Annotated in this window: 12 protein-coding genes; 8 read left to right on the forward strand and 4 right to left on the reverse strand. The window is 71.5% G+C overall.

Features of this window, described 5'->3' with window-relative positions:
* Positions 1 to 168: 168 nt before the first annotated feature.
* Positions 169 to 1,230, reverse strand: coding sequence for a CBS domain-containing protein (locus ACFSOX_RS02330; protein ID WP_378476175.1), 1,062 nt, complete (start codon positions 1,228 to 1,230; stop codon positions 169 to 171).
* Between the two features lie 207 nt (positions 1,231 to 1,437).
* On the opposite strand from ACFSOX_RS02330, the gene ACFSOX_RS02335 reads away from it, so the two are divergent.
* The 3 genes from ACFSOX_RS02335 to ACFSOX_RS02345 all read left to right on the forward strand — a co-directional run bounded on the left by ACFSOX_RS02335 (position 1,438) and on the right by ACFSOX_RS02345 (position 5,340).
* The gene (locus tag ACFSOX_RS02335; RefSeq protein ID WP_378476176.1) at positions 1,438 to 2,853 is read left to right on the forward strand and encodes a bifunctional enoyl-CoA hydratase/phosphate acetyltransferase; all 1,416 of its coding nucleotides are present in this window, start codon (positions 1,438 to 1,440) and stop codon (positions 2,851 to 2,853) included.
* 82 nt (positions 2,854 to 2,935) lie between these two features.
* On the forward strand, positions 2,936 to 3,643 hold the full coding sequence (locus tag ACFSOX_RS02340) for a hypothetical protein (protein ID WP_378476177.1): 708 nt from the start codon (positions 2,936 to 2,938) through the stop codon (positions 3,641 to 3,643).
* Between the two features lie 2 nt (positions 3,644 to 3,645).
* Positions 3,646 to 5,340: a hypothetical protein gene (locus ACFSOX_RS02345; protein ID WP_378476178.1), complete on the forward strand. Its 1,695-nt coding sequence runs from the start codon at positions 3,646 to 3,648 to the stop codon at positions 5,338 to 5,340.
* A 428-nt stretch (positions 5,341 to 5,768) separates the two neighbouring features.
* Here ACFSOX_RS02345 and pyrC read toward each other — a convergent pair whose 3' ends face one another.
* The 3 genes from pyrC to ACFSOX_RS02360 form a co-directional block, all read right to left on the reverse strand.
* Entirely contained in the window at positions 5,769 to 6,815 is a 1,047-nt protein-coding gene (pyrC, locus tag ACFSOX_RS02350; protein ID WP_378476179.1) for a dihydroorotase, read from the reverse strand.
* 159 nt (positions 6,816 to 6,974) lie between these two features.
* Positions 6,975 to 7,301 (reverse strand): hypothetical protein, encoded by a 327-nt coding sequence (locus tag ACFSOX_RS02355; RefSeq protein WP_378476180.1) that lies wholly within the window; start codon positions 7,299 to 7,301, stop codon positions 6,975 to 6,977.
* Between the two features lie 98 nt (positions 7,302 to 7,399).
* Complete coding sequence (locus ACFSOX_RS02360; RefSeq protein WP_378476181.1) at positions 7,400 to 8,470, reverse strand: LysR family transcriptional regulator; 1,071 nt, start codon at positions 8,468 to 8,470, stop codon at positions 7,400 to 7,402.
* 118 nt (positions 8,471 to 8,588) lie between these two features.
* Between ACFSOX_RS02360 and ACFSOX_RS02365 the strand changes: the two genes are divergently transcribed.
* The 5 genes from ACFSOX_RS02365 to phaP all read left to right on the forward strand — a co-directional run bounded on the left by ACFSOX_RS02365 (position 8,589) and on the right by phaP (position 13,211).
* Complete coding sequence (locus ACFSOX_RS02365) at positions 8,589 to 9,506, forward strand: polysaccharide deacetylase family protein (RefSeq protein WP_378476182.1); 918 nt, start codon at positions 8,589 to 8,591, stop codon at positions 9,504 to 9,506.
* Positions 9,503 to 10,492 (forward strand): hydroxyacid dehydrogenase, encoded by a 990-nt coding sequence (locus ACFSOX_RS02370; RefSeq protein ID WP_378476183.1) that lies wholly within the window; start codon positions 9,503 to 9,505, stop codon positions 10,490 to 10,492. Before ACFSOX_RS02365 ends, ACFSOX_RS02370 begins: the two co-directional genes overlap by 4 nt.
* Before the next feature lie 36 nt (positions 10,493 to 10,528).
* Entirely contained in the window at positions 10,529 to 11,317 is a 789-nt protein-coding gene (locus ACFSOX_RS02375; RefSeq protein ID WP_378476184.1) for an HpcH/HpaI aldolase family protein, read from the forward strand.
* Positions 11,318 to 11,348: 31 nt separating this feature from the next.
* Complete coding sequence (locus ACFSOX_RS02380; protein WP_378476185.1) at positions 11,349 to 12,647, forward strand: hydantoinase/carbamoylase family amidase; 1,299 nt, start codon at positions 11,349 to 11,351, stop codon at positions 12,645 to 12,647.
* Between the two features lie 240 nt (positions 12,648 to 12,887).
* Entirely contained in the window at positions 12,888 to 13,211 is a 324-nt protein-coding gene (gene phaP, locus ACFSOX_RS02385) for a TIGR01841 family phasin (protein ID WP_378476186.1), read from the forward strand.
* The last annotated feature ends 260 nt before the right edge of the window (positions 13,212 to 13,471 follow it).

The raw sequence follows: 13,471 nt of genomic DNA on the forward strand, positions 1-13,471 counted from the left end.
CGGCACAGCCGCGCGATCGTCGTCGTCCGCGCGGGCGACGGCGGACGACCCGGCCGCCACCGGTCCGACGTCGCTTCGGTCGCGACTTCGGAGCCCCCCGGGGGGCTCCGCCGTCGCGGCGCTCGATCAGCGTGAGGCGTTCGGATTCGGAACGACGCCTTGACCCGTCTATTTCCCCCAGCTCAGGAACAGGCCGATGTCGCCCGGGATGCCGCCGGGAAAGTCGACGACCCGGGCGGTCAGGCCGAAGCCCTTGGGGCGCAGCTCCTCCTGCCAGCGCAGGAAGACGCGGGCCGGCAGGCCGCGCAGCGTCGCCGGCCATTCGGGGTCGGGCACGTTCACGGCGCGGCCGTGGTCGGTGCACAAGTCGCAGGGGAAGCGCAGCAGCATGTGCTCGGTCTCGCCCTTCTCGGCGGCAATCTTCGCCTCGTGCATCATCCGGTTCCACATCGCCTCGGAGAGCTCGGCGGCGAGCATCTCGTTCACCTCGTGATGGCGCTTCTCCTCGGCCTGCCGGTGGATGTCGGCGCGCAACGCGTCCTCGTCCTTCTCGTGGCGCTCGACGAGCCCGCGGAAGCCGGCAGCCGAGAGCTCCTCGGCGGCCTTCGGTCCGGGCGCGGCCGTGGTGGTGGGCCGATGGGGGGGCGACTTGTCGGGCGAGTTGACGGGCTGTTGGGCCCCGAGCTTCTGCTGCATGCGGACCTGCAAGGCGGTGAGGTGCTCTTCGGCGGCGGTGAGACTGTCGGGCGTGCGCTCGGAGGCGGGCGGCGCCGTGCCGTGATTGTTGCCGGCGATCGCCCGAACGAGATCGGCGCGGCTGACGATGCCGACCATGCGGCCGTTCGCCGTCACGGGCGCCCGTTTGATACGGTTCTGTGCCAGCACGCCGGCGACCTCGACGATGTCGGCGTCCTCCGGCACGGTGACGACCGGCGCCGTCATCACGTCGCGGGCGGTGCGCTTGTCGTCCTCGAGGTCGGCGATGAACTCGGCGCTGAGCGCCTCGCCCTCCGAGAGCATGTGCAGCCACCAGTCGCGGCGCGCCTCGCGGTCGCGCTGGTCGCGGGGGATGAGGTCGCCCTCGCTCACCATGCCGATCAGGGCACCCGCCTCGTCGACCACCGGAACGGCGCTGATTCCGTTGCGGTGCAACAGCTTGGCGATGACGCGCGCGGGCGCGTCGGGGGCGACCGTGAGGACGGTCCTGGTCATGATGTCGGCGGCTTTCACGGGTCCAGATCCTGTCTCGGGGCATCCTGTCGGGGGGCAGCGGGGTGACGACCGGTCGCGTCGGACCGTGGCATTTGGCGCCCAACGGCGGGCCGATGACTTTGACTTGGAGCAAGATTTCCACAACGGCGACGGGTAGACTGACGACGGGCGGCGAGCGCGTGCGCTTCAAGACCGCCGGACAACCATCCTAGGGAGAGAGCGGTCATGAAAGGAACGAGCGTGCGCAATACGACGTGGGACGAGCTCCAGCCGGGGGCGTCGGCTTCGCTGGAGCGAACCTGCACCATGCAGGATCTGACGCTGTTCGCGCATGTCTCGGGGAACCTCAATCCGCTGCCGCTGCCGTCCGCGATGGAGAGCGCCATGGGCGGCGAGCCGGTCGCCCCGTCGATCTGGGTCGGCTCGCTGGTCTCGGCCGTGCTCGGCACGCTGCTGCCCGGCGCCGGCACGCTCTACCGGGCGCAGAGCTTCAACTTCGTCGACCGGGTGCGGGTCGGCACCCGGCTGACCGTCGAGGTCAAGTGCATCGAGAAGCGCGAGAAGCCCGTCGCGCTGTTCGAGACGACGATCCGCGAGGCGGACGGCCGCCTGGTCGTGCAGGGCGTCGCCGAGGTCGAGGTGCCGCTCGAGACCATCGTCACCGAGGCCAACGAGCTGCCGCAGCTCATCCTCGACGACCACGAGCACTTCGCCCCGCTGATCGCGGTGGCCAAGCGCCTGCCGCCGCTGCCGACCGCGGTGCTCGGGCCGGACGACCGCCACGCGCTCGGCGGTGCCGTGCTGTCGGCCGAGGAGGGGCTGATCGTCCCGATCCTGATCGGCGACGGCGGCCGCATCCGCGCCGCGGCCAAGGATCTCGGCGTCGACATCGGCCGCTTCGAGCTGATCGACGTGGCGGACGACCGCGAGGCGTCGAAGCGCGCGGTCGGCCTCGTCAACACCGGCAAGGCCGCCGCCATCATGAAGGGCAACGTCAAGGCGGAGGCGCTGCTCAACGCGGTGATCAAGCGCGACGGCGGCCTGCGCGGCGTGCGCCGGCTCAGCCACGCCTTCGTGCTCGACGTGCCGACGCTCGACCACCTGCTGTTCATCACCGACTGCGCCGTCAACATCGCGCCGGACCTCACTACCAAGGTCGACATCGTCCAGAACGGCATCGACCTCGCCCGCGCCTGCGGCATCGAGACGCCGCGGGTCGGCGTGCTGTCGGCGGTCGAGACCGTCAACCCCAACATCCCCTCGACGCTCGACGCCGCGGCGCTCTCCAAGATGGCCGAGCGCGGCCAGATCAAGGGCGGCATCGTCGACGGGCCGCTCGCCATGGACGTCGGCGCGGCCAAGACCAAGGGCATCACGTCGCTGGTCGCCGGCCGCGCCGAGGTGCTGATCGTCCCCAATCTCGAGGCCGGCAACATGCTGGCCAAGGAGCTGACCTTCGTGGGGCGGGCCGAGTCGGCCGGCCTCGTCGTCGGGGCGCGGGTGCCGATCATCCTGACCAGCCGAGCCGACAACGACCGCGCCCGCCTGGTCTCCTGCGCGCTCGCTCAGCTCTACATCCATTGGTGCCGGACCGGACGGTCCGCCTGCTCGGTTCCCGGATTCGCCAAGGCGGCGGAGTGAACCGCGCCCGCCGACCGGCCGGAGATCGACGGCCGGTCGGCGCGGTGCAGGCGAGTGTCTCGTAACCGGAAGGAACAGGTCCGTGGACCGCGTCACCAAGCAGGCCGGGCGCGCCGAGATGCGGCGTGTGCCGGGCGGCGAGCGTCGGCCGCCCGTGCCGGAGTCGGCCGTGCCGGGCGCGGGCGTTCCGGGCTCGGGCGTGCCGGGCGCGCGTGTTCCGGGCGCGGGCATGCCGGGCTCGGTGCCGGATCTCGCCGCGATCGGGCTGAGCCCCGATCGCCTGTTTTCTCGCACCATGGTCGATGCCGGCCGGCTGGCGCAGCACAACGAGCGCGTTGCCCGGCGGCTCGCCGCCGCGGCCGAGCGGTTCGGCTACGACCACGGGGTGCGGCTGCAGGGCCAGCTGCGCAGCCTCGGTCGGGTCGGCGACCGTGTCTGCGCCTGGGCCTTCGGGCCCGGCATGCTGCCGCTCGACGCGCGCGACTACACCCTGGTGGTGGTCGCGCGGACGCTGCGCAACACGGCGCCGCTCGCCGCGCCGCTCGCCGTCTCCACGCTGGCGGCCTCGACGCTGGCGTCGCAGCCGCACGGCGACAACGGCTTCCTGCTCGCCGAGCGCATCGTCTCGGACCTCGTGAACCAGGCGCTCGATCTCCAGCACGACGTCGTCGGGGTCTGGCTGGACATCGGCCGCGAGGTGATCGAGGCTTGCCCCTTCGTTTGGCCGCCGTTCTGGCCGGGCTTCGGTCCGGCCGCGGGCCGGTCGCAGCGGGAGGACGGGAGAGACTGAGCGTGAAGCGTGGCGACGACCGGGTGATCCGGAAGCGCGTCGGGCGGCGCGCCCGGGGGGCCGGCCTGCTGGCCGGGCTCGCGCTGCAAGTCGGGCTCGCGCTGCAAGTCGGGCTCGCGCTGCAAGTCGGGCTCGCCGCGTCGGCCCTCGCCCAGACGGCTCCGGTCGACACCGGCGCCGCCGCCCCTGCGCCCGCCCCCTCTGCGCCCATCGCCCCTGCGCCCGTCGCGCCCGCGTCCCCGGACGCCACCATCGCGGCCGACTTCGCCACCGTCACGGCCGCCGCGGCGCACGCCCGCCAAACCCTGCAGCCGCTGGAGACGGCCCTCGACGCGCTCGCCGGACGGAACGGCGCGGCCGGCCGCGATCCCGGCTTCGCGCGCGCCCGCGGGCCGCTCGAACGGCATCGCGAGGCGCTCGCGCGCTTCACGGCGCTCGCCGCCTTGGCGTCGTCCTGGCGCGATCTCGGTCACGAGCTCGCCGGCCTCGCGACCACGGTCCGTCTCGCCGATGTGGACGCGCTCGCTGCGACGGTCGGCAGTGGCGCCGGCGCCGACGTGCGCACGGCGCTCGCCGCCTATCGCCAGGCCGTGGGGGCGGTCGCGGCCGCCGCCGGTGCGCTCGGCGAGCGCGTCGCCGCGGCGCGCGAGCGCGACCGGCTCGGCGGCGAGGCCCGTGGCGGCAAGGTCGATCCTCGGTATCGCGCCCTGATCGCTCAGCACGGCGAGACGCTGGCGGACGCCTCCGTCTACGTGCCGTCGTCGCCGCCCGAACTGTATCGGCCCAAGGTCGCCCCGGCCGAGAAGGTCTTCGACGTCGCCCTGGTCTGGGACGAGGCGGAGGACGAGTGGCACCGCCTGCCCGGGGACGTGCCCGTGGAGGACATTTTCCGCGACGTCTTCCTCGCCACAGGCCGGCGGCCGACACCGGGGCAGCTCAAGACGCTGTCCGGCATTCACGCGCAGATCCGCGCCCGCACCGCGGCGGTCGACGCGCTGGCCGGGTGGCTCGACACGGCCGCGACCGGGGACGGCGCCGCCGCGCAGGCGATGGCGCGCGCCGCCGACGCAGCGGCGACACGGGAGACGCTGCGCGAGCCGTGGCGGCTGCGCGCCCGCTACGCCTACGACGCCACGTTCCGGACCTCTTGGCTCGCCGGGATCGACGCCATCCGCAGGGATCTGGTCGGGCAGGGGGCGGCGGGCGCGGCGGTGCTTCAGTCGCTCGACGCGGTGCTCGACCGCCACGACATGACGCTCGAGTCGCAGTGGGCCGTCGCGGTGCCGCCGGCCAAGGCGACCCTGAAGGTGACGGCGTGGTTCCGCGACGAGCCGAAGGCGCGGTTCGTCAGCCTGTGGCGCTTCGACAAGGAGCTGGTCCGCATCGAGATCGACCAGGGGCGGGCGACCGGCGTCCGCCGCGGCAGCGTCGTGCAGTCGGAGGGCTCGATCCCGGGCCGCAACTGCGTCGCCTCCGACAGCCGCACCTTCCTGGCCAACGGCACGCTCAATTTCGCGGCGAGCTACCGCTGCGTGCGCGGCGACGGCGTCATCGAGGCCAAGGACCGGGTCGGCGTCGGCACCTGGGAGGTCGTCCCGGACGGCCCCACGACCGACGGCAAGCCGACCGACGCCAAGCCGACGGATCCGAAGCCCGCCGCCGAGCAGAAGCCCGAGCCGCGCCGGCGCGGGCGCTGATAGCGCTCGGGTGGCCGCGCCGCGCCGGTCCGCCTGCCGTGCAACATCGGTGAAAACGTTTTCACCAAACGATCGACCGAGGGCGCGCGCGGGGCGGGCTGCAGGCCGCCCGCGCAGCATAAGCGATCGCCGTGGGAGCCGAGACACGTTGCCTTGCGAGCCGCGACACGCCCCGGCAAAATGCGTCTCACGCCCGAACCAGATGAGATGTGCCAGCCGCGACAGAGGTTGATGTAAACGTTTTCATCGTGTGGGTCGCGGGCCTGGCGACGAGTCGGCTCCGAGGCGCCGAGCGGTGAAAACGTTTTCACCGCGTCCGAGTTGCTCTGCGTCGATCGAGTTCCGGCCGACCCCCGTGTCGCTGGAGGTCTCGGACCCGAGTGCGCTGCTGGCCAGGCCGGCCTGTCGTCACGGCCGCCCAGGCCCGTTCAAGCCGCCTCGTCCACCACGCTCCAGCCGAGCCCCTCGTCGGCGCCGAAGGCGCGGAGGCTGCCTTCGCCCGGCACCGGCACCTCGGCGGGCGCCGCCGGCGGGGTGTCGGTGAGGGTGATGCGCGCCTCGTTCGCCGGCAGGCCGTAGAAGGCCGGGCCGTTGAGCGAGGCGAAGGCCTCGAGCTTGTCGAGGGCGTTCTCCTGCGCGAACACGGTGGCGTAGCACTCGATCGCGGCCGGCGCGTTGAACAGGCCGGCGCAGCCGCACTCCGCCTCCTTCAGGTGACGCAGATGCGGCGCCGTGTCGGTGCCGAGGAAGAAGGACGGGTCGCCGCTCGTCGCCGCCGCCCGCACCGCGAGCCGGTGCACCTCGCGCTTGGCGACCGGCAGGCAATAGTAGTGCGGCCTGATTCCCCCGCGAAAGATGGCGTTGCGGTTGATCATCAGATGCTGCGGCGTGACGGTCGCGCCGATCAGCGGTCCACCGGAACGCACGTAGTCGACCGCCTCCTTGGTGGTGACGTGCTCCATCACGACCTTGAGGGCGGGGAAGCGCTTGCGGGTCGGGTCGAGCACGCGCGCGATGAACACCGCCTCGCGATCGAAGATGTCGACCGCCTGGTCGTTGACCTCGCCGTGCACCAGAAGCGGCATGCCGGCCTTCTCCATCGCGGCCAGGACCGGATGAATGCGCGCGACGTCGGTGACGCCGTGGCTGGAATTGGTGGTGGCGTGCGCCGGATAGAGCTTCGCGGCCGTGAACACGCCGTCGCGGAAGCCGGCGATCAGATCGGCCGGGTCGGTCGCGTCGGTGAGATAGCAGGTCATCAGCGGCGTGAACGCGACGCCCGCCGGAATCGCCGCCACCACGCGCTCGCGATAGGCCGCCGCCATGGCGGCCGTGGTGACGGGCGGGGTGAGGTTCGGCATCACGATGGCGCGGCCGAAGCGGCGCGCCGTGAACGGCACGACGGTGCGCAGCACCGCGCCGTCGCGGAAATGAACGTGCCAATCGTCCGGACGCCGGAGCGTGATCGACGCCATGATGTCTGATGTCTCTCGTGGTCGTTGCGGGCCGTCGCGGCCGCTCGTCGGCGCGACGTGAGGGGAGGCGCCGTCGGGCGGCGGCGGCCGGACCCTACGACCGCGGGCGGCGGCGATCAATCCGAAGGGCGCGGGACGCGGCCCGGCGCGGCGGGCCGTTCAGGGCGTCCCGACGGCGCCGGCCGGCACGCGGGCCGCATGCTCGGCGGCGAGGCCGCGCCGGACCCAGGTCTGGAACGCCGCCGCACAGGCCTTCTGCATCGCCGGCGTCGCTGCGCAGCGGTCGGCGATCACGCAATCCGGATTGGCCGTGCAGCGGGCCGTGAAGGTCCGCTGCAGCACCGGGGCGAGGCCCGCCGTGATGCTGAACGGGCGCTCCGTGGACGGGAGGGCGATCGGCCGGGTGTCGGTCGCTGCGGCGGGCGCATCGTCGGCGCTGCGGCTCCCCGAGCAGCAATGGGGCGAGGTCACGAGCGAGAGCGGCATGGAGCGGGGGTCTCCGGATGAACGGTCGGTCGTCGACTCGGCCGTGGGCCGAACGGCGACACTACGACCGGAACCATGCGAAAATCATGCCCGTCGGATCATACCTCTGTGATCGCCCCCGCGGCGCGCCGCGGCGCCCCGCCGGCGTCACGCACCGTGCCGCGGCCGGCGGCCGGCGGCCGCCCCGTGCCGCGGATCCTGGATGCGCCGGGATCGTCGGCGAACGACAAGGGTGCCGCGACCGTCATGCCGCCGTCCTGATCGAGCACCTTGCCGTCGGAGATCAATTCGGTGATCGCCTTGACGATGGTGCGGGCCGCCGGCGACAGGCCGATGCCGTGGCGCCAGACCACCCGGATGGTGCGCTCGAGCACCGGATCCCTGAGCGGCCGATAGACCAGCAGCGGATGCTCGCCCGGCGGCAAGGCCAGCCCGGGCAGCGCCGTGATGCCGACGCCCTGCTCGAGCAGGCCGTAGATGGTGACGAGATTCGACACCTCCGAGGCGATCGACAGGCGCACATTGTAGGGCGCGATCGCATTGTCGATCAGGTTGCGGATGCCGTGCTCGAGCGTCATCGCGATGAACGGATGGCCCTGCAGGTCGGCCCACGTCACCTCGGGCTTCTGGGCGAGCGGATGGGTCTTCGGGAAGGCGCCGTAGAAGCGGTCGCGGCCGATCACCACGCCGTCGAGCGAGGGCGCCGCCGTCTCGAAGCTGCCGATGCCGAGATCGGCCTGGCCGTCCAGCACGGCCGTCGTGATCGCGGTGAGGTTGACGTCCTTGACGACGACCCGCAGCCCGAGCCGCGACGCTTCGCCGGCGATGACGGCCGGCATCAAGCGGAAGGCGATCGAGGGCAGGCAGGCGACGACGACACGGCCGCGCTTGCGGGCGGCGGCCTCCTGGATGTCGGCGATCGACGTGTCGATCTGGCGCAGCAGATGGCGGGCGGTCGGCAGGAACCCCATGCCCAGCCCGGTGAGCTTCACGCTGCGCGTCGTGCGATGGAACAGCGCGCTGCCGATCTGCTCCTCGAGCTGCTGGATCGAATGGCTGAGCGCGGGTTGCGACAGCGCGAGCGTTTCCGCGGCCGCGACGAAGCTGCCCTTGTCCGCCACCAGGACGAAGGCGCGCAGTTGCCGGATGGTGACATTATTCCGGTTCATCGAATAATCGTTTAGATCATTCGATTTGAAGACGCAATCCGAGCCGTCGCATATTTTTCGTGACGGCGTCGGCGCGACCGGCGGACGCACCCCTGTTCAGAGGTTCCGGAATCCGATCATGGCATCAGCAAGCGCGCAGCCCGACGTTCTCCTCGTCCCCCTCATCGACGTGAACTGGCTGGTCTATGCGCCCTTCGATCCCGGCCGGGACTTCCGCGTCGATCCGCCCAAGGTCGAGCAGAGCGTCGGCGAAACCCGCGGCCTCTGCCGCATGCTGAAAGACATGACCGGCGGCAAGTTCATCCTGTCGCCGCACTCCGGAACCTACTGCCGCACCGGCTACTACGACGGTGCCATGCTCGACGTGTATCGCGAGGCGGTCGCCGCCGGCGCCGAATTGTCGATCCATCTGCACGAGGAGATCAAGGGGCAGGGCACCCGCTACGCGGAACGCGATCACGTCACGGCGGTCTATCTCGACTGCAAGCGACGGCTGGAGAACGCCGGGATCAAGCCGGTCGCCTATCGGGGCGGCCACTACGCCTACACCCCGTTCATGAACGAGCTGCTGCCGCAGACCGGCGTGTTCATCGACTGCTCCTGCTCGCCGGGCGGCAACCATCCGGACCGCGAGGCGATCTGGGTGCATGCGCAGACCACCGGCCACTATCTGCCCGTGAACCCGCGCCTGCCGGCCGAAGGCCAGGCGCGCTCGCAGGTGTTCGAGATCCCGATCGGTGCCGACGGCGGGGGCGCCGCCTACGCGAATCTCCTCCACGTGGAGCAGTCGGAGCTGTCGAACCTGCAGCGCGTCTTCGACGTGATCCGTGAGCGCGCGCAGCGCAGCGGCGAGCAGCAGATCGTCCACTCGCTGTTCCACACCGGCTCGGTCGGGAAGCCCGAGTGGATCGAGCGGTTCAAGCAGTTCCTCGCCTGGGTGCCCAACAACGGCGCGGCGTTCGTCACCGCCCTGGAGGCCAAGGCCGCCTTCGACGCGCGGGCGACGACGGCGCCCGCGCGGGAGAGCGCGGCGTGAGCGGTCTCTGCCTGCTGGTCCAGCCGATCCATCCGGGCGGGATCAGGATTCTGGAGGAGGCCGGGTTGACGGTCCGCCAGGCGAGCGCCGCGACCATGGACGTGGTCGCCCGCGAGGTGACCGAGGCGGTCGCGGCCATCACCCGCAACGCCGGCTTCGACGGCGCCGCCATGGCGGCTGCCCCGCGGCTGCGCGTGCTCGGCAATCACGGCACCGGCTACGATCCGGTCGACGTCGCCTATGCGCGGAATATCGGCCTGCCGATCGTCTACACGCCGACCGCCAACGTGCAGTCGGTCGCCGAGCATGCGATCTCCCAGATGATGGCGATCATGAAGCGCGTGCGCGAATGCGACCGCGCGGTGCGCGCCGGCGACTTCGACTATCGCTACGCCCGCGATTTCCACGAGCTCTCCGGCAAGACGCTGCTGATCTTCGGCTTCGGCAAGATCGGCCGGCGCACCGCCGAGATCGCGCGGCTCGCCTTCGGCATGCGGGTGCTGGTCTACTCGCCGAGCGCCGAGGACGCGGCGATCCACGCGGCCGGCGCCGTGCCGGTCGGCGATCTCGCGGCGGCGCTGGCGCAGGCCGACATCGTCTCGCTGCACCAGCGGCTGACCGCCCAGACGCGCGGCATGTTCGACCGCGAGCGGCTGTTCGCGATGAAGAAGGGCGCGGCTCTGGTCAACACGGCGCGCGGCGCCCTGGTCGTCGCCGACGCGCTGATCGAGGCGGTCGAGAGCGGCCATCTGCGCGGCGCTGCCATGGACGTGTTCGAGACCGAGCCGCTGCCGGCCGGTCATCCCTACACGGGCTGCGACGGCATCCTGCTGTCGCCCCACATCGGCGGCGCCACCGAGGAGGCGCTGGAGCGCACCGCCGTGGAGACCGCCCGCCAGGTCGTCGACGTGCTCGCCGGCCGCCGCCCCGCGCATCTGGTCGACCCCGACATGTGGGCGCGCCGTCGCGCCCCCGCGCGGGTCTGATCGATCGCGTCACCCCGTTCCGGAAAGTCCCGTCCCATGATCAAGAGCAACACGGTCAAGGCCCTGCAACGCGAGGGCAAGCCCGCCTTCGGCACCTGGATCACGCTGTGCCCGCACCCGCGCGTCGTGAAGATCCTCGCCTCCTCGGGCTTCGACTTCGTCATCATCGAGATGGAGCACACCGACTTCACCATGGAGACGGTGGGCACGCTCGCCATGTATGCGCGCGAGTGCGGAATCACGCCGATCGTCCGGCCGCCCGGCACGCTCAAGCCGCACGACCTGACGCGGCCGCTCGACGCCGGCGCACAGGGCCTGCTGCTGCCCTCGGTGGAGACCGCCGAGCAGTTCATGGAGATCGTCAAGGCGACCCGCTACTGGCCGATCGGCAACCGGCCGATGAACCTGCGTGGACCGCACACCGATTACTTCGCCGGCGATCCCAGAGAGATGCTCGCCCATCTCAACAGCGAGACCATGCTGGTCGTGATGGTGGAGTCGCAGAAGGCGATCGCCAATCTCGACGCCATCCTGAAGACCGGCGCGGTCGACTGCGTGATGATCGGCCCCGACGACCTCTCGCAGGATCTCGGCATCCCGGCCGAGATGCAGAACCCGATTCTTCACGCCGCCTACGAGAAGGTCTTCTCGATCTGCAAGGCGAACGGCGTGCCCTACGGGCTGTCGGCCCAGACGCCCGAGATGGCCGAGGGCTGGGTCGCCAAGGGCTGCACCTGGATCCCGTATCAGAACGATGCCGCCATGGTGCTCAACGCGGCCCGCGCCGTGGTGCCGAAGCTGATGAAGGCCGCCGGCCGCGGCTGATAGCGGCGTGGCGCGGCGACGAGGGGCGACCATGCAGGTCACGGCCGATGATCGCCTCGCCGAGGCTCTCGCCGACGGCGCGGCGCTCGCCGCCCGGCTGTTCGACGCGCTCGCCGAAAAGACCGCCGATCCGCCGGGCGTCACCCGCATCGCCTACGGCGAGGGCGAGTGCGCCGCCTTCGCCGTGATGGCGGACGCCGCGGCCGATCTCGGCGGCGAGGCCGCGTTCGACGCGGCCGGCAATCAGTTCCTGACCTTCCCGGGCGTCGATCGCAGCCGCACGATCCATGTCGGCTCGCATCTCGACTCGGTGCCGCACGGGGGGAATTTCGACGGCGCCGCCGGCGTGATCCTCGGCCTCGCCGCGGCCGCGGCGCTGGCCCGGCTCGGCGTCGTGCCGGCCCACGATCTCTGTGTCCTCTGCCTGCGGGCCGAGGAGAGCTGCTGGTTCCCGCACAGCTACATCGGCTCGAAGACGGCGCTCGGCGTGCTGCCGCCCGACGTGCTCGACACCGTCACGCGCAGCGACACCGGCCGCTCGCTCGCCGACCACATGCGCGACCTCGGCTTCGATCCGGAGGCGGTGCGGCGCGGCGCCACCCGCATCGACCGGGCGCGCGCCATCGCGTATCTCGAGCCGCATATCGAGCAGGGGCCCGTGCTGGTGGCGGCAGCACGGCCGGTCGGGCTCGTCACCGGCATCCGCGGCAGCTTCCGGTTCCGCGAGGCGGCCTTCCACGGCGCCTATGCGCATTCCGGCGCGACCCCGCGGACGCTGCGCCGCGACGCCGTGGTCGCCGCCGCCGAGCTGGTGACGGCGATGCAGAGCCTGTGGGAGCGGATGGAGCGCGACGGGCACGACCTCGCCGTGACGTTCGGCATCATCGGCACCGATCCGGCCCGGCACTCCTTCTCGGCGGTCGCCGGCGAGGCGCGGCTGTGCATCGACGTGCGCAGCCGGAGCGAGGCGACGCTCGAGGAGGTCCGCCGGCGCCTGGTCGAGATCGGCCTCGACATCGCGACGCGGCGCGACGTGCGGCTCGATCTCGGGCCGCTCTCCGGCAGCACCCCGGCCGTGATGGCGCCGGCGCTGCTCGGTCGCCTGCGGGCCGCCGCCGCGGCGGCGGGCGTCGACGCGATCGAGATGGCGAGCGGCGCCGGCCACGACGCCGCGACCTTCGCCCAGGCCGGCATCCCGTCCGGCATGCTGTTCATCCGCAACCGCAACGGCAGCCATAACCCTGACGAGCGCATGGACATGGCCGATTTCGACCGGGCGCTGGCGGTGCTGGTCGCCCTGTTGCGCCAGCCGAAGGAGCAGTGGGACTGACGACGGAGTGGGCAAAAGCGAAGCCGGCTAGCCCAGCCGGTGTCACACGCGTGTTTTGGTGCGCTGCAATAACTTTTGACCAGCCGCGTTTCGCATGCCTATCATGCGCGGGTTCGCTCACATTTGTTCATAGGCACCGCGCCCGCCGCTTCGCTGGCAGCGTGTATCCAGGAGATCGTCATGAAGACCGGGTCGCCCTTCGAAATGCCCGCTGACCTCCGGAAGATGACCGAGCAGAGCATGGAACAAGTCCGCTCTGCCATTAACGGCTACCTGCAGTTCTTCCAGCGCGGGATGCCCGGCGTGCCGATGCTGGGCGGCTCCGAGCTGAGCAACAAGGTGCTGAGCTACGCCGAGCGCAACGTGGCGACGGCCTTCGACTTCGCCCAGAACCTGATGTCCGCCAAGGATCCGCAGGAGATCCTCAAGCTTCAGACCGAGTTCCTGCAGACCCAGATGCAGGCGATGACCGAGCAGGTGAAGGATCTGAGCGAGACGGCGATCAAGGCCGTCACCGACGCCACCAAGGGCGCCGCCGCCGGCAAGTCGGGCGCGTCCTCCTGAGATCGTCCGCCGCCGGGTGACCGGCGGCCCGCCAGACGACGCGGGGGGCTCGCCCCGCGTCACCGAAAGACGAATCGTCCATAGACCGAACGACGGACGACTCGTCCGTCCGACGACGACACCGGGCCGCCCGGCCCGGTCGGATCTCGGGTGCGGAGCAGACGGCGACTGACGTTCGCGCTCCGTCCGGGGTAAGCTCCGTCTTACCGGGCCGCATCGGGCCCGTTCGCCAGCCAGCCAGCAGGAAGGTCACGTCAGGA

Source organism: Rhodoplanes azumiensis, assembly GCF_042682915.1.
Lineage (GTDB): Bacteria > Pseudomonadota > Alphaproteobacteria > Rhizobiales > Xanthobacteraceae > Rhodoplanes > Rhodoplanes azumiensis.